At 45.7% G+C, this 17872-nt stretch carries 12 protein-coding genes; 6 read left to right on the plus strand and 6 right to left on the minus strand.

Annotation, left to right across the window (positions count from 1 at the left end):
• Positions 1-89: 89 nt before the first annotated feature.
• Positions 90-2474: a penicillin-binding protein 1C gene (pbpC, locus tag BLR32_RS03215; protein WP_089828792.1), complete on the plus strand. Its 2385-nt coding sequence runs from the start codon at positions 90-92 to the stop codon at positions 2472-2474.
• On the opposite strand, the gene BLR32_RS03220 is transcribed toward pbpC, so the two are convergent.
• Together BLR32_RS03220 and BLR32_RS03225 are read right to left on the minus strand one after the other, a co-directional pair.
• Positions 2468-3727, minus strand: coding sequence for a replication-associated recombination protein A (locus tag BLR32_RS03220; protein ID WP_089828793.1), 1260 nt, complete (start codon positions 3725-3727; stop codon positions 2468-2470). The genes pbpC and BLR32_RS03220 overlap by 7 nt on opposite strands.
• Before the next feature lie 37 nt (positions 3728-3764).
• Positions 3765-4295, minus strand: coding sequence for a hypothetical protein (locus BLR32_RS03225; RefSeq protein ID WP_143011344.1), 531 nt, complete (start codon positions 4293-4295; stop codon positions 3765-3767).
• A 142-nt stretch (positions 4296-4437) separates the two neighbouring features.
• Here BLR32_RS03225 and BLR32_RS03230 point away from each other — a divergent pair, with 142 nt between their 5' ends.
• From BLR32_RS03230 to BLR32_RS03245, 4 genes are all read left to right on the plus strand, one after another.
• Positions 4438-6498 (plus strand): M13 family metallopeptidase, encoded by a 2061-nt coding sequence (locus BLR32_RS03230; RefSeq protein ID WP_089828795.1) that lies wholly within the window; start codon positions 4438-4440, stop codon positions 6496-6498.
• A 175-nt stretch (positions 6499-6673) separates the two neighbouring features.
• Positions 6674-6907: a hypothetical protein gene (locus tag BLR32_RS03235; RefSeq protein ID WP_089828796.1), complete on the plus strand. Its 234-nt coding sequence runs from the start codon at positions 6674-6676 to the stop codon at positions 6905-6907.
• A gap of 29 nt (positions 6908-6936) precedes the next feature.
• On the plus strand, positions 6937-7242 hold the full coding sequence (locus tag BLR32_RS33705) for a YHS domain-containing protein (RefSeq protein WP_218124145.1): 306 nt from the start codon (positions 6937-6939) through the stop codon (positions 7240-7242).
• A 79-nt stretch (positions 7243-7321) separates the two neighbouring features.
• A complete protein-coding gene (locus BLR32_RS03245) occupies positions 7322-7729 on the plus strand; it encodes a hypothetical protein (RefSeq protein ID WP_143011345.1) in 408 nt (135 codons plus the stop codon).
• Between the two features lie 429 nt (positions 7730-8158).
• On the opposite strand, the gene BLR32_RS03250 is transcribed toward BLR32_RS03245, so the two are convergent.
• Together BLR32_RS03250 and BLR32_RS03255 are read right to left on the minus strand one after the other, a co-directional pair.
• Positions 8159-11395: a TonB-dependent receptor gene (locus tag BLR32_RS03250; RefSeq protein WP_089829907.1), complete on the minus strand. Its 3237-nt coding sequence runs from the start codon at positions 11393-11395 to the stop codon at positions 8159-8161.
• Positions 11396-11862: 467 nt separating this feature from the next.
• A complete protein-coding gene (locus BLR32_RS03255) occupies positions 11863-12393 on the minus strand; it encodes an Lrp/AsnC family transcriptional regulator (RefSeq protein WP_089828798.1) in 531 nt (176 codons plus the stop codon).
• A gap of 178 nt (positions 12394-12571) precedes the next feature.
• Here BLR32_RS03255 and ppsA point away from each other — a divergent pair, with 178 nt between their 5' ends.
• The gene (gene ppsA, locus BLR32_RS03260) at positions 12572-15001 is read left to right on the plus strand and encodes a phosphoenolpyruvate synthase (protein ID WP_089828799.1); all 2430 of its coding nucleotides are present in this window, start codon (positions 12572-12574) and stop codon (positions 14999-15001) included.
• A gap of 51 nt (positions 15002-15052) precedes the next feature.
• Here ppsA and BLR32_RS03265 read toward each other — a convergent pair whose 3' ends face one another.
• Positions 15053-16150, minus strand: a complete 1098-nt coding sequence (locus tag BLR32_RS03265) for a M57 family metalloprotease (protein ID WP_089828800.1) — start codon at positions 16148-16150, stop codon at positions 15053-15055.
• Positions 16151-16349: 199 nt separating this feature from the next.
• The gene (locus tag BLR32_RS03270; RefSeq protein ID WP_143011346.1) at positions 16350-17825 is read right to left on the minus strand and encodes a cell shape-determining protein MreB; all 1476 of its coding nucleotides are present in this window, start codon (positions 17823-17825) and stop codon (positions 16350-16352) included.
• Positions 17826-17872: the final 47 nt, after the last annotated feature.

Raw genomic sequence — 17872 nt, forward strand, 5'->3', positions numbered from 1 at the left:
AACGGCAGTCTTTTTTCAGATATCAGCGCCCCTGCAACAAACATTGTCCCCTACATTTTATTCCCGATTCTTATTCCTAATTTTACCTCATGTGGTTCCGAAAACGAAAATGGTGGCTTCTTGCTGCAGCCCTGCTCCTTATCCTTTACATCTTTTCTATACCTTCCCGTCTCTTCACTACGCCTACCTCATTTGTGATTGAAGACAGTAATGGAGAGTTGTTAAGCGCTACCATTGCTACCGACGGACAATGGCGTTTCCCCGCAGATAAACAGGTACCCGATAAATTTGCCAAATGCATTGTTGCCTATGAAGACAAACGTTTCTATCATCATTGGGGCGTAGATATATTGGCACTGGCGCGCGCTATCAGGCAAAACATCAGCAGGAAAAGAGTTGTCAGCGGTGGTAGTACACTCACTATGCAAGTAATCCGCTTGTCACGCAATCAGCCACGTACCCTGATGCAGAAGCTGATAGAAGCAGTGATGGCTACCCGCCTGGAGTTCTCTTATTCGAAGAAAAGTATCTTATCATTATACGCAGGTAATGCACCTTTCGGCGGAAACGTAGTGGGACTGGAAGCCGCCTCCTGGCGGTATTACGGCCGCAGCGCCACGCAATTGTCCTGGGGAGAAACAGCTGCACTTGCAGTATTGCCCAACAGTCCTGCACTCGTACATCCCGGCCGTAACCGGCAGATCTTATTACAGAAACGTAATCAGCTGCTGGATAAATTACAGCAGAATAATACAATTGATAGTGTAACCTGTCAGCTGGCCAAGCTGGAACCCTTGCCAGATCAGCCGAAAGCATTACCACAGGATGCACCACACTTACTGGATCTCTTCAGAAAAGACTACCAGGCAAAGAAGGATAACAAAGCTGTTACACGTATTAAAACAACGCTGGAAGCTTCTCTGCAACGCAATGTCAGCAATATCGTAGAGCGTTATCATAGCATCTATAAAGCGAATGGCATTAACAATGCAGCAGCGATTGTACTGGATGTGGAGACAGGCAATACGCTCGCCTATGTAGGCAATGTGTATCATCCTGAAGATCCTGAAACGGAAAGCCATGTGGATATTATACAGGCGCCCCGTAGTCCGGGTAGTACGCTGAAACCTTTCTTATACGCGGCTATGCTGAATGATGGAATGATATTACCACACTCCCTGGTAGCAGATGTGCCTACACAGATAGCCGGCTACACACCACAGAACTTCGACCTCGGTTATGACGGCGCAGTACCTGCCAGTAAAGCCCTTGCACGTTCTCTTAATATTCCCGCGGTCAGAATGTTACAGCAATACCGCTATGAAAGACTGCATGCATTACTCAAGCAGATGGGAATGACAACCCTGACCCAGCCTGCCGATCATTACGGTCTTTCGCTCATCCTGGGAGGAGGCGAGTCTACCTTATGGGAGCTGTCTGGCATGTATGCCAGTATGGCCCGTACACTGCTGCATTTAGATCAGTATAATGGGAAGTATGATGCAGATGATATCCATCCTCCGAACTATATACAGGGCGCTAAACTGGTGTCAAAACATTCGCCGGCAACGAATGGCATACTGGATGCAGGCGCTATCTGGTATACCTTCCAGGCAATGGAGGAAGTAATGCGCCCGGGAGAGGAATTGCTCTGGCAGCAGTTCTCCTCGTCACAACGTATCGCCTGGAAAACTGGCACCAGCTTCGGTTTCAGGGATGGCTGGGCGATTGGCGTTACGCCTCAATATGTAGTAGGTGTATGGGTAGGAAATGCAGATGGTGAAGGCAGACCCGGACTGATAGGCGTATCCACAGCAGCGCCGATACTCTTTGATGTATTCCGCTTATTACATACAGGTAGCTGGTTTAATCCCCCTTACACTAAACTACAAAAGATAGAAGTGTGCAGACAGAGTGGTTACAGAGCCAGTGATCTTTGTCCGGAGAAAGACTCCATAGCAGTACCCGCCAGCGGGCTGCGCTCAGGTTTATGCCCTTATCATCAGCTGGTACATCTTGATCATACAGGCAAGTGGCGTGTTACGGCAGACTGTGAACCACCGTCTCAGATGCAGCATGTACCCTGGTTTGTATTACCGCCAGCAATGGAGTTCTATTATCGCACTAAACATAACTACCTGCCATTGCCGCCATACAAAGCAGAATGCCTGGCTACACTCAATGCAGATAAGGCGCCAATGGAACTGATCTATCCAAGGCCGAATGCGCGTATTTACATACCTGTGGAAATAGATGGCACGCCGGGAGAGACCGTATTCACAGCCACACACCGCAATACATCGGAGAAGATCTATTGGCACCTGGATAACAATTACATTGGCACCACACAGGAATTCCATCAGTTAGCGCTGCACCCCGCCGCGGGTAAACATACCATCACACTGGTTGATGAGCAGGGAGAGCAGATCCATGTATCGTTTGAGATATTGGAGAAGAAGAACGACAATCAGTAACCGTACTTCTCCTTCCATAAGCTGCGCAGATGTTTTCTCATTTCATCTTCTCTTGCATTCTTGCCCGGGTCATAGAGCTTCATGCCTTTGATCTTCTCCGGCAGGTACTCCTGCGGAGAGAAGTTGTTTTCATAATCATGGGAGTATTCATATCCCTTATGATATCCCATGTCTTTCATCATCTTCGTAGGCGCATTGCGTATGTTCATTGGCACTGGCAGATCACCGGTTTGTGACACGACCGACATGGCATTATTGATAGCCATGTATGCAGCATTGCTCTTTGCAGAAGAGGCCAGATAGGTAGTACATTGAGAAAGGATAATTCTCGCTTCTGGATAACCGATCAGGTTCACTGCCTGGAAACAACTGGTAGCCAGCAGTAATGCATTAGGATTAGCGTTGCCAATGTCCTCTGATGCAAGGATCACCAGGCGGCGGGCAATGAACTTTACGTCCTCTCCACCTTCTATCATTCTCGCCAGGTAATATACTGCGGCATTGGGATCGCTTCCGCGGACGGATTTGATAAATGCAGAGATGATGTCATAATGCTGCTCGCCTGTCTTATCATAGATCGCCACACGCTGCTGTGCAATGTCCATCACCTTCTGATCGGTAATCACAATAGGCTTTTCATTTTGCAGCGTATTTACTACCAGCTCAAACAGGTTAAGCAGTTTACGGGCATCTCCGCCGGCGATATTAAACAAGGCAGTCGTTTCCTTCAGTTCAATACTTTTGCTACCCAGCCATTCATCCTGTTTCATGGCCTGATGTAATAGCTGTAACAATTCCGATTCACTGAGTGGTTTGAGCACATATACCTGGCTGCGTGACAACAACGCGGAATTGACTTCAAAGGAAGGATTCTCTGTAGTAGCGCCTATCAGGGTAATGATGCCTTTTTCAACAGCACCCAGCAGGGCATCCTGTTGTGATTTATTGAACCGGTGTATCTCATCAATGAACAATACCGCATAGCCCTGTTTACGGGCTATCTCGATCACTTCACGTACTTCTTTTACACCAGCAGAAATAGCACTGAGTGTATAAAAGGGTACATCCAGTGTATGCGCAATAATGTTGGCAATGGTGGTCTTACCCACGCCAGGAGGCCCCCACAGGATCATGGATGGGATCTTTCCCTGGCGGAGGGCGGTACGTAATATACTATCCTTACCGGTCAGGTGTTCCTGTCCCACCAGCTCATCCAGTGTCTCCGGTCTTATTCGCTCAGCTAATGGTTCCATTATGCAGTGATATTAAATGTTTGGGATGCTGCAGATATCAGGCATCCAGGTCAAGGTCAATATGTTTATCATCTTCCTGCTTTTTCTTCCATTGTTTCAGGAAAGACAAGGATAACAAAGCATTCGTTACAATGGAAGCGCCATACAGGAAGAGGAAGAACTGCATCATTGTCATTGCAGTTCCCTTCAAACTTCTAATGGTTTCAAGCTGTTGTCGCTGTTCCTCGGTGATCTGGCTGCTCGCTTGTTTCAGATCCAGGTTCATAACTATAAATATCGCAATACCACTGAGCAGCATTAAAGCACCTATCAATATTGTGTAACCACCCATAATACGGATACCGCCAGGTGTATTTTCTTTCAGCGTAAAGCCGGGTTCCTGGAGGCTCCTTTGCAGGTAAGCCGAGAGGATGGCATGGATAAAAACCCCGCCCAACATAACAATGGAGACCAATCCCTGGCTAAATGCGCCCATCAGCATGGACGCAAAATTCATCATTATAGAAAATCCGGTGATGAACAAGTTAATCCCTGTCAGCGCTTTAAACAATTTAAATCTAAAAGTCATGTATTCCATTTTTACAGATTACAAACCTACTAAACAACCGGCAAACCACCCAGTATACTACCATACCTGCCGCCGTCTATAAAAAAGCGATATGTCAGCATGGGATGTTTTAGTTATATTGAGCTACTAAACCTGTTTACATATGAAGAGCACATACGCTTTACATCTTCCATTGCTGGCAGCTGTATCCCTTATGGCAGCCTGCAACAACAACACCACAAAACAGTCGCCCGCAGGAGCAGACACAACCAAAGTCCCCGCTTTCGAAGTAAGTTCAATTGACTCAACCACAAAGCCTTGCGATGATTTCGACCAGTTTGTAAATGGCAACTGGAAGAAAAACAACCCCATCCCTTCCACAGAAAGCCGTTGGGGCGCTTTTAACGTACTTGATAAGGAAAATAAAGAAGTACGTCTGAAAGGTATCATCCTTGGTCTGGCAGAGCAAAAAGACCTGAAGAAAGGAACGGAAGAGCAGCAGATCTCCGACTTTTACCGCTCATTCCTGGACACTGCCACTATCGAGAAACTGGGTACAACACCTTTGCAGCCTTACCTCGATAAGATTAATGGTATCCAGAACCTGGCAGATTTTGCAAAAGTATCCGGCGAGTTTGAAATGATCGGTATCCCCGGCGTTGTGAACTTTGGCGTTGATGCAGATGGCCGTAACAGTAAGATGAATGCCGTATACCAGGTACAGGACGGTTTAAGTCTTGGTGAAAGAAGTTATTATGAAAGGCCAGACTCCAGTACTGCCGAAGTACGTAATGAGTTTGTAAACCATATTAACAAGCAATTCTCACAGGCTGGATTTAAAGATGCCGACCCGGGTAAGACCGTGCTGGATTTCGAAACCAAAGTAGCTAAGCTCCAGCTCACCAATGTGGAACTGCGCGATCCCGTTGCTACTTACAACAAAGCGCCCTATAGCGAATTAAAGAAACTGGCCCCGGACTTTGACTGGGACGCATTTACAGGTACACAGGGTATCAAAACTGATACAATGATCCTGCAGAACAAAAAGTATCTAACCAATATATCCGCGCTGTTAAAGGGGACATCTCCTGAAACACTCAAAACATGGCTGCGCTGGCAGGTATTATCCCATTTTGCCAGCTATCTGCCTAAACCGATAGACGATGAGAATTTCCATTTCTTCGCTACTGTAATGCGTGGTGCTAAACAACAGCGTCCCCGCCTGGAACGCGCTGTACGTGCTACTGATGGTATCATGGGTATGCCGCTGGGAAAAGTATTTGCCAAGAAATACTTCCCTGAAAGCTCCAAACAGAAGGTATCTGAAATGATCGAGAACGTACGTGCCGTATACGGACAGCGTATCGACAGCCTGACCTGGATGAGTGCTGCTACCAAAGAGATGGCGCACAAGAAACTGGCATCCTTCACTTATAAGATCGGTTATCCTGATAAATGGAAAGATTACTCTACCATTGATATCAAACCAGGTACCCTGATCGAGAACCTCGTTTCTGCCGCTCACTACACCCATAAAGAGGCGCTTGATAAAATCGGGAAACCGGTAGACAAAACTGAATGGGGTATGACACCTCAAACCGTGAATGCGTATTACAATCCGCTGAACAACGAAGTAGTATTCCCTGCAGGTATCCTCCAGCCGCCATTCTTCAATGCAGATGCTGACGACGCTATCAACTATGGTGGCATCATAGCAGTGATCGGGCACGAGTTCACCCATGGCTTTGACGACCAGGGTTCTCAGTACGACGCAGAAGGTAACCTGAAGAACTGGTGGACAGACGCCGACCGTAAGAACTTCATGGCACTGGCGCAACGCTATATCAACTATTTCAACAGCATTGAGGTGCAGAAAGGCTTCTTTATCAAGGGAGCACTCACCATCGGTGAAAACATTGCTGATCTGGGTGGTCTGACCCTGGCTTACAGCGCATTGGAGAAATCGCTGAAAGGCAAACCTGAGCCGGCCCTGATAGACGGATTTAACTGGAAACAGCGTTTCTTCCTGGGATGGGCGCAGGTATGGCATGCCAATACCACAGAAGCAGCGCTGCGCAACCAGGTGCTGACAGATCCGCATTCTCCTGCAAGAGAGCGTATCAACGGACCGCTGCCTCATCTGAAAGCCTTTGCTGATGCCTGGGGTTGTGCTCCTGGTAGCAAAATGTGCCTGACTGATGATAAACGTGTTGTGATCTGGTAAACTACCTTACTTGAAATAATAAAGGGGCTCGCGTAAAACCGGGCCCCTTTTGTTTTTTTAAGTAAGAGCACCGCATTTGCCGCAAACCGGTCATCAATGTCCGGGATTTGTACAATACTTTCTGTTCATTATGCCTTAATTTTGCCCTATTATTCACCGGATTAAAACAGTAACAATGACCGGCATTTTGAAACAATATCGCATAGAGATCCGTAATATATTGATCCTTGCCCTGGTGGTGATGCTGCTGCCATATTTACCCAAACTGGGCGCCTTCCTGCTGACCACTACCACAGGAGCTATCATTACCCTGAGCATGGTGGGAAGTTTAGTACTGGCTTTCACGCTGAAAATATACTTTCGCATATTGGTTATGCGTATTAATAAGGACAACGAAACTGTTGCCTGATTCCTTTAAACGCAACAACCTATATAACGATGAAACAGCTTTTGAATATCTCCTATACGCTCCTGCTGGCAGCATTGATGACTGCCTGTGGTAATTCCGGTACAAAAACAGCGAATGACAGTGGGACTGTCGCTACCCAACCTGCGGAACAGGAACCCGCCAAGGATGCTGCTATTGCCGGTAAACTGCCAGATCCTGTATGTGGTATGCCTTATGATACCATGTATAAAGAATGGAGCGTATATCAGAATGATACCGTTCATTTTTGCTCCCCGACCTGCAAGCGCGTGTTTGATAAGAATCCGGAGAAGTACGCGGGTAAACTGGGACTGTAATCGACCATCAGCCCTTTTTTATCTCTTACCCAATGTAACTTAGTACTGTTTTTTGCGTTCTAATTACAAACTCCTATGCATGAGATCACTATTAACCAGCTTGCTGCTACTCATGTTATTCTGCAGCTGCGAGAAAAATGACGTAGAACCCGCGCCAGCGATAGATGTCACCGGTGCCTGGCAACTGTCCCAACAGTTGTCAATGCCGGATACCGTTTGGCAGAATATCGCCTCCGGCGATTCCGCGTACTACGTTTTTGGGTCCAACGGACAATTCGTTTTTGATGCAAAGAGTTACCACCTGACAGGTACTTATAAAGTCATCCCCTCCGGCGATAAGGTAAAACTGATCGTTACCGGCAAAGACTCCGTTTCTCAATATCTCCAGGTAGAAAAACTAAACGATACCAGCATCCGGATAGATGACTGGTTAATCGGTGTCAACAGACAACAGACCAGCCGCAAATTCATCCTCATCTACAAATAATCTGCTCATAAGCAATACGATATATACGGCATAAAAAAAGTCCCGGGATAATTCCCGGGACCGTCGATTAAAACAGCTTATGAAAATCTACGCTTACGTTCAAATTATGTTATAAAGTTACCCCCCTGGTGTTACGCGAGTGTTACGGGTACATTATCAGCGTATTAACAAATTAGAAGGAGAGTTTAACCCCTGAGGATCAACACCTCATCTGACTTCCCCCCAAAGCACATCAGCTACAAACAGCACTGTCGAATTGAATAAAGAGACGCCTGAAAACAATATTACGGCCAGGGTATTTTCCCCCATAGCGGCATGTGCTTGTTGCCTCTCATTTCAACGGGTATCATGAGAGAACCTCCCTAAAACAAACCAGGGATAACGCATCGCTGCATTACCCCTGATTCCCAATTACTAATTGCTAATTTCTTAGAAGCTATATCTTAAGCCCAACTGCATCTGGTGTCTGCTACCAAAGAAATCTCTGGAGTAAGGAGTACCAGGATTAGACCAGGTGTATACCGGGTAAGCGGTAGGAGAACCTGCAGCCTTGCTGCTCAGACCTACGCTTGCAGTAGAGTTGAACGTATTTGGAGAGAAGTACTGGATACCCCAATCCTTGTTCAACAGGTTGGTCAGGTTGATGATGTCGTAAGTCAGGGTCAGGGTGTGAGTAGTCTTACCTGCCTTGAAGTTGAAGTCCTGAGTGAAACGGAAGTCAGCCTGTGTATTCCATGGCGTACGGCCACCGTTACGCTCTGTGAACTGTCCTTTACGGGTGCTCAGGTATTTGTCACCTTCTACGTAAGAGAAGAACGCATCAGCCATTGCCTGGTTTTCAGGAGCGAAGAACTTGCGTGCTTCAGCCTGATCTTTCGGAATGTATACTAAGCTAACCTGCTGTGGTGTACCCTGAATGGTCGCGTTCACGAAACCATAAGAGAAAGGCAGGCCGGAAGAAGTATTGAAGAACAGCGCAAAGTTAGAAATGAAACGGCCGTTGTGTTTCCAATCCACTTTATAGCTACCGGTAGCCACGATGCGGTGACGGATGTCGAAGTTGGAGTAAGCCAGCTGCGGATCGTTTGGATTCAGCGCCTGGTTCAGCTGCCAGTTAGACTCCATGGAGTTACGGATACCGTTGGTGATGTCTTTAGACTGACCATAAGTATACGCTACGGAGAAGTTCAGACCGAAATCAAATGCCTTGCTTGCCTGACCGGTTACAGCATAACGGTAACCTTTTTTCGTGTTTGACAGCAGGTAAGCATTTGTAAACTTAGGATTAATCTTGCTACCGCTATAGATAGGCTGTTGTTTCTGGGTATCGTAGATGTTGTAAGTAGGATTATCCACCAGGTTGATCTGCTGGAATTTCAGATCATAGATAGTTTTTGTATAGATACCTTCTACTGTGAATTTCCACCTGTTTTCTGTAGAGTAATCCAGCGCCAGGCTGCTTCTCCACATCTGCGGCATCTTGAAGTTGTTGTCGATCAGGTCCACCTGTGTAGCGCCGGTTGCATCGTGTACATTAACACCCTGTGCAGCTACGAACTGTGCGCCACCCTGTGGGTCAACTTTTACCGGATTGCTACCTGCTGCAGGAACAGTGGTTGCATTGAAACGTTTGTCATATGCACCATAGGTAGTACCGTTGTTGTAGTAAGCATAACCTAACCATGCAAAAGGAATACGACCGGTGAACAGACCTGTTCCGCCACGCAGTACCAGGCTCTGATTGCCATTGATGTCGAAGTTAAAGCCCAGGCGTGGGGAGATCTGAATATTATTCAGGTATTTATTGTTGATATTTTTAGGCTGTGTGTAGCTATAAGTAGTACCGAAGTTAGGATCTACCGGAGCACCTGTGGTCTTATCGCTCAGCGCCTGTCTGTTCGGCAGGTTGGTATAATCGAAACGGATACCTGGAGTCAGTTTGAAACGGTCAGTCAGCTGGATCTCGTCCTGCGCATACAGGCTATACATACCGATCTTGAACTTAGCAGGAGGATTCGCCATGATATAATCACGGGAATTATCGGTGTAATTAAAGTTAGAACGTACACGGCTAGGAGCATCAGCCAGGAAAGCATTAATGCTGTCATAATCCACACGGCCATTCCAGGAGTTTACGAAACCATAAGTGATGTTGTAAAACTCGTTGTGGGTACCGATGGTGATATTGTGGTTGCCTTTGAGGATGCTCACGTTATCAGTGAATTCAAAGGTCTTCTGTTTCATGTTGAAGATAGCTGCCTCACGGTCTGTACCCAGGAAGATGGTACCACCTCTGGATTTGATCTGGATCTGAGCCAGGGATGGATCGGAAGTCGGATCACGATAGTCGTGGATGCTTGAGTAACCGAGGATCAGGCTGTTTGAAACAGTATTGCTGAAACGGCTTTTCAGTTCCGCAACAGTAGAGGTCTGGTTGTTCACCTGTTTGTAGTCGATACCACCGAAGCGGAAGTTCTGCTGGTCACGCTCCAGGTTAGTTGCTTCTGAAGTGATGGTATTGTTACGTAATGACAACTGGTGTTTATCATTGATATTCCAGTCTAAACGGTTGAAGAACTTATTAGAATTAGCATAAATGGATGTGTTGCTATAAGTTCCCGGATCGTATTTACCGGATTTAGTCACATCGAGGCTCAGCATGTGCTGACGGATTGCTTCTGCTTCCTGTACGGTGATCAGAGGCATATCCGCAGAACCTGCACCCAGGATAACCGGGTCGCGGCGGCGTGCTATCTCTTCGTTGGTGAAGAAGAATAATTTATCCTTGATGATAGGGAAACCTAATCTTATACCAGTCTGGTAATCATGGAAGTCGGAAGGCAGTTTGGAACCATCACCTGCGTTGTTCTTACCGATCATACCTGCGTTACGGCCAAAACCGTATACAGAGCCATGGAACTCATTGGTACCACTACGGGTTACCGCGTTGATGCTACCACCCAGGAAGTTACCAATCTTCACATCGTAAGGAGCCAGGTAAACCTGGATATCCTGGATCGCATCCAGCGATACCGGGTTAGAGCGGGTGCTGCTACCAGGCTGGCCAGAGCTATTGGTCTGTCCACCGAGAGAAGGGCTGAAGCCGATCGCATCGTTGTTGATAGCACCATCCAGTGTTACGTTATTATAGCGGTAGTTGGTACCCAGGAAGGAGTTGTTATTACTCTGTGGAGTACCACGGGTAAAGTCCTGGAAGCTACGGTTAATGGAAGGAAGGGTCTTTAACGCGTTCTGGCCTACTTTAAAGCCAGCGCCGGATTTATTCGCAGTATTACCTTTCACCACTACTTCACTCAGGGCGGTAGTAGCGTCAGTCAGCTGGAAGTTGAACGTGCTGCTACCCAGTGACAGGTTCAGGTCACGACTTTCTTCTGTTTTATAACCAATGAAGGAAACTGTTATAACATAAGGGCCACCTGGATTGATGTTGTTGATCAGGTAACGGCCATCTGCGTTGGTTTGAGCACCGTAACGCGTTCCTGTTGATGTGTTTACCGCCAGTACTGTTACGCCTGGCAAGGCTTCGCCTTTACCGCTAACTATCTTCCCGGAGATCTGGGAAGTAGTGATCTGTGCTCTTAGGTTGGCTACAGACAGTACAAGGATACCGATAAATAACAATAACGAATAGAATTGCTTGTTCACGCCTTTTGAATTTTGACGCAAACGTATCCCTGCTACATTACGCATATGTTAACACAATATTAAATTAATGTTAACACACGAGCGCACGTATCATATTCAACGACTTATGGATAAGCCATTAAACTATGTGAGTAATATTTTCTGTTGGGCTTGTTGATTTCCTACTCGTTTTCCAGGCATAGATACAGGAAGCATGAGTTACGAAGCAGACAATGTTCTATTCATACAAGCTTATCAGCATGCAGAAACAAAAGGAGGGAATTCGCAATAGGTTTCCATTTTGTTCGCATTATTTCAAAAATAAAAATCGTGTGTTAAGAGAGTGTTACCGCAATATTAACTTTCAAGATCAAGTGTGTTAAGTTTTTCCTAATGTAACCTTTCTTCTTGCGATACCGTTTTACATACGGAATCTCCTGCATATGAAAGTAATTCCTAAAGCCTGATCTATATACTGTACTGTGGCATCAACTGCCGCCTGTAGCCCCCTCATCTTTTTTTCCAGGCTTTGTTGTTTTGATGATCTGCCCTGTGTTAAATGACAGGGCAGTTTCGTGTTTAGGTTCCGCTATTACAAAAAGACTGTTGATCCGGCTGATAGCATCCAGCCGGGAGAGTTTATTGGTAATAAATAGCTCGTATTCTTCCAGATCTGCTACCATTACTTTCAGCAGATAATCATAAGGTCCGTTGATCTTATAACATTCCATTACTTCCGGGAAAGCGTTCACCTTTGATTCAAACAGCAGGAATACATCGTGGCCGTGTTCCTTCAGCGTTATATTGGCGAAGGCAGTCACATGTTTACCCATCCTCTTCCTGTCCAGGATAGCTACATACCCTTTTATATATCCTTCACATTCCAGCCGCTTTATTCTTTCAAAAATGGAGGTCACTGATTTTCCCAGTCTGGCCGCTATTTCTTTATTGGTGAGACGAGCGTCTTCCTGTAACAGATCCAGTATATGCAGGTCGGTTTCATCTAACGTGAAATGCATTGGGGAATATTTTACTAAAAGTACATAGAATAAAGACACTACTTCAGAAAAAAAATCATGATTTACAGCCCTTTATAGATTTGTTTTCGCCTTTAGCAGCCATCTGCATTTCTGTTTACAATAATCATGACCTTTATCCTGACGCGCCAACTATCATACACCAAAATTTATCTCATTGATGGAAACAAGAATTGTAATTCCTCTACAGGCATTAGGCCTGGAGGATATCCCTATCGTAGGTGGAAAATGCGCCTCGTTAGGGGAAATGATTGCCAACCTTTCAAAAGCAGGCATTAATATCCCCTCCGGATTCGCCATTACAACTACTGCCTATTATCAATTCCTGCGCCATAGTGGCCTGGAAGAGTATATTCGGGAACAGATCGAAGGCATTGATTTCGACTCACTGGTTACATTACGCCGGGCAGGCCAGCGGATCAGGCAGGCCATCAGCAACACCAAATTTCCCCATGAACTCAGCACTGAGATTATCAGTGCTTATATGGACCTGTCAAGGGAATATGGTCAGGATATCACTGATGTAGCTGTGCGTTCTTCCGCTACTACTGAAGACTTACCAGACGCATCCTTTGCCGGTCAGCAGGAAACCTATCTGAATGTACGTGGTCCTGCCGCACTTATTGATGCAGTGCGTAACTGCTTTGCCTCCCTTTTTACAGACAGGGCCATCAGCTACCGTCAGAACTTTGGATACGACCATTTCAGCATAGGTCTGTCAGTGTGTGTACAGAAAATGGTACGCTCCGACCTTGGCGCTGCAGGCGTAGCCTTTTCACTGGATACAGAATCCGGGTTTAAAGATGTCGTGGTGATCAACGGGGCATTCGGCCTGGGAGAAATGGTCGTACAGGGAGCAGTATCCCCCGATGAGTTTATCGTGTTCAAACCCGCGCTCAATGGTAAGTTTACACCTATTATTGAGAAGCGCCTGGGCATCAAAGACAAGATGATGATCTATGGGGAAAGCAACGACCAGCGTACAAAAGTAATACCTGTTGAAAGAGGCAACCAACAGCGGTTCTGCCTGAGAGACAAACAGATTATGCAACTGGCGGAATGGGTATGTAAAATAGAAGACTACTATACGCAGTTAAAAGGTAAATGGTGTCCCATGGATATCGAGTGGGCACTGGATGGATTGAGCAATGAATTGTTCATCGTACAGGCTCGTCCGGAAACCATCCATTCCCAGAAGGAACATCACACTATTACCTCATACGCCATTGAAAGCAAAACCACGCCGCTGTTGAAAGGGATAGCGGTAGGAGATAAGATCGCCTCCGGAAAGGTTAATATCCTGTTTTCCCTGGACAAACGTGTTACAGAAGGTACCGAATTCAAAGCCGGTGATGTACTGGTAACAGACATGACCGACCCTGACTGGGAACCTATCATGAAAATGGCGGCGGCCATTGTCACCAATAAAGGTGGCAGAACATGTCATGCAGCCATTGTAGCCAGAGAGATGGGTATCCCTGCTATCGTTGGCTGTGGTAATGCAACAGAAATACTATCTACCGGACAGGATATTACGATCAGCTGTGCGGAAGGAGATGAAGGCATTATCTATGAAGGCCTGGTGCCATTCAAAGAAACCTCCCTTGACCTGCGGGAACTACCTGAGATCAAAACAGCGCTGATGCTGAACGTGGCGTCGCCCGCTATGGCTTTCCAGTTCTCACATCTGCCTAACAAAGGTGTAGGACTGGCCAGAGAGGAATTCATCATCAACAACTACATAAAAGTTCATCCCCTTGCGTTGCTGCATCACAAGTCATTGAACGATGCAAGTCTGACTGCCGATATCATGCAGCTGATCAGAGGGTACGATGATGAAGAAGCTTACTTCGTGCAGAAGCTTGCTTATGGTATTGCAAAGATTGCAGCTGCATTCCACCCGGGTAAAGTCATTGTACGGTTCTCAGATTTCAAGAGCAATGAATACTACAATCTCTTAGGTGGAAAATATTTCGAACCGGAAGAGGAGAATCCGATGATCGGCTGGCGCGGCGCATCACGGTATTACTCTGAGAAATACAAAGCAGCCTTTGCATTGGAATGTAAGGCCATCAAGAAAGTAAGAGAAGAAATGGGCCTGAAGAATGTAGTAGTGATGATCCCTTTCTGCAGAACAGTAGATGAACTGCTGATGGTGCTCGATACCATGAAGCAGTATGGTATAGAAAGGGGCCGGAACGGGCTGGAAGTATACCTAATGGCAGAAATACCATCCAATATCATGATGGCGGAAGAATTTGCCGCACATATAGATGGCTTCTCCATTGGCTCCAACGACCTTACCCAGCTTACACTGGGCCTGGATCGCGACTCTGCCCTGATTGCGGGCTTATATAATGAACGCAATCCGGCAGTATTAAGGATGATCAGTATGCTGATTACAGCGGCCAAGAAACAACATGTGAAAGTGGGCATCTGCGGTCAGGGTCCATCTGATTTCCCTGACTTCACAAAGTTCCTCGTAGAACAAGGTATCGACAGTATTTCAGTAACGCCTGATGCGCTGACTAAAACCGTCAAGGCGATCCATGAAGCGGAAGAAATGAAAGAGCAAATCCCTTACGTATAGTCTATATAAGCAGAACAGCGGGCACTGTGATGGTACCCGCTGTTACTGCGCCTATTGAATAGTAATTGTCTTGCTTGCCCAACTGCTTACACAGGTAGGTGTAGTAATCCTGGTCCTGAACACATAAGTACCGGGCGCCAAGCTAGGTACCTGGAACTCTATGTCAGAATCAGTCGAAGTATAATTATAACCGGTGGCACTGTTGGTGATCTGCCATTCTACAAGACTAACAGGTCCTCTGTATGAAGGATACAGTGTACCGGAAGCAGAACCGGAAGATTCTACGGAAGACCGGTTAATGTACGTCTGTAAATTACAGTTAAGCGGATATAATGTATTTACCGCTAACTTGTCATAAGAGCTTAACAGTACATTACCATTATTGGTGTTGCGATTGAATACTGCCATCATAACAGAACTAGGATCATGTACCGTAATGTTGGGGAAATAGTTTCCTCCGACCCATAAACCATCCTGGCTGTTAGGTTCCCCGTTAATATCCCAGTCAGTGTGGCGTAATCCCAACATATGGCCCATTTCATGGGTCAATATCCAGCTGATCTGGTTACTGGTTAAACCCAATGCATTAATATAGTTCTGATTGACAAGTATATTATAACCTGGCACACCGTTCAGATCCGGTACTCCGGGGAAGTCAGCCGATGCCAGTGTAGTTCCTGGTAGGGAGGTAAAAATAAGGTTCCAGTCAATTCCCTGATCGGTTTGGAACAAGATATGAAAATTAAGATTCGAGCCTGCCGCGTTCCACTCATAAACTGCCCTGTTCAAAGCAGAGTAATAAGTAGCATTAGACCACCATGCGTCTGAAGCATATATCCTGATGTTGTTAAAGGATAATGATTGATCGCTGTGAGCATGACGGTCATTGGGATTTACTACAGGAATACGGAATGTGTCCAGGAATTTCTTTGCAATTATGATATCGTTTTCTACAACAAAAACTGAATCATAGCATTTTACAGAAGATCTTTTAAATCCTAGTTTCTCAATCTTGGCGAGATACTTCTCATCAATAGGGTCCTGGTTTTCTTTGGGAGTTGCTGGCTGAGAGATGTCATTCTTCTTACAGGCAACAAAACAAATTGAAAGTAGCAGCGCTATTCCGAATAGCGAAGATGTGATTTTCATTGAGGGCTCAATTAAAAAGTTAACAAAATAATTAGGGTATATCGTTAGATAAGATAGCGTATCCCAATCAAAGGGAATATTAAGAAATCGTTAAGCGCACTCAAAGAGAAGATAGCGTATATCATACAACGTAGGGTATCAACAAAAAAGAGGGATAGACATAAGTCCATCCCTCCTGATAAACAGTTATATACAAAGATTACTCTTTTACGTAAACAGTTTCGTTTGGAGACCAGTTGATCCAGGATTGTTTAGTCCAGGGATTAGCAGGATCTACCGCACCTACGTAGTTAACTTTATCGAAGAAAGCATCGAAATCAGTACCCCATACTGCAGCTTTTGCAGTTTTCAGTGCGAATTCAGTGTTAGTAGCTTTGTAAGAAGCAGCAGCCGGAACTTTAGCGAATACATCAGTCAGCGCTTTCAATGTATCGTTCTTGCTGGTAGCAGTCACAATCAGGCTCAGGATGTTGGCACCTGTCAGGTAGCTTGCATCTTTTGTATCTGCATCAAAGAATACAGGACCGATAGCACTAGCACCAGCACCACGCTGACCAGTAATTGGGCTTACACCTGCAACCTGGAATACAGAGTTGGTGATTTTAGAGTTACCAGCAGCAACAGAGTCCTGAGCAACTTTACTTTCAACATCAATAGCAACCGGATCGCCAGAGAATACAGAGTTAGCTACAGTGAAAGTAGCACCTCTTCTCCATCTTGCACCAGCATAGAAATAATCGCCGCTACCAGTAGCAGTACCAGGCCCAACGATAGTCAGGTTAGAGATGATTGGGTGAGTGAATGGAGTGCTACCGTTAGCACCATTCAAGTTATCAACTTCCAGACCATTTGACAGACTTACTACGTCAGAAGCAGCCGGATCCTGTAATGCCACGCAGAACTGCAGTTTACCTCTGAAACCGCTGTCCATATCGAAGTTATCATCCAGTGTGCCCATTGCAACCAGGTATTTACAGTTTACATTACCACCGAACCACTCGAAAGCATCATCGCCAGAGTAGCTAACCTGTACGTGGTCAACTGTAGTACCACCACCAACAGCGTAGAAAGTAACACCGTTCACTTCACTATCAGGAGTGCTGGACAGTGCGATACCACCAAATTCAACCCTAACATACTGGAGAATACCAGAGTTGTCGTTGTCATCACCCTGAGTAGCACCAGTTGGGTTACCGTAGGTCAGGCTAACAGTTGCATCAACTTCCTGTAAACCTTCTACGTTTCTTTTATCAGCACCTCTGTTTGTGCTTCCTTTACCTAACAGGATGATACCACCCCAGTCACCTTTCTTACGTGCACCAGGAGCTTTGGCAGAAGTGAATACGATCGGAGCATCTGCAGTACCTTTAGCAATCAGCTTAGAACCAGCAGTGATGATCAGTGTACCACCTGTAGTAGTGGTTACAGTTCCACCGAGAATGGTTGTACCTGGTTCGATAGTCAGTGTAGAGTTGTTTACAACGTACACATATTCCTTCATCAGGTAGATAGTATCTTTTGAAAGAGTTCTGTTGGCAGAAATTTTACCTTTTAATTCAACGGTTGCTTTCGGTTTATCCGGCGTTGGATTTACTTTATCATCGTCTTTACAAGCTACGAAGGTTGTAGCCAGCGCAGCCGCCATAAGCATAACCGATGTTTTCATTTTTCTCATAGAATTGAAATTAATTTTTACCAAAAAAATAGATTAAATGTTATAGG

This window comes from Chitinophaga filiformis (assembly GCF_900102545.1).
Taxonomy (GTDB): domain Bacteria; phylum Bacteroidota; class Bacteroidia; order Chitinophagales; family Chitinophagaceae; genus Chitinophaga; species Chitinophaga filiformis.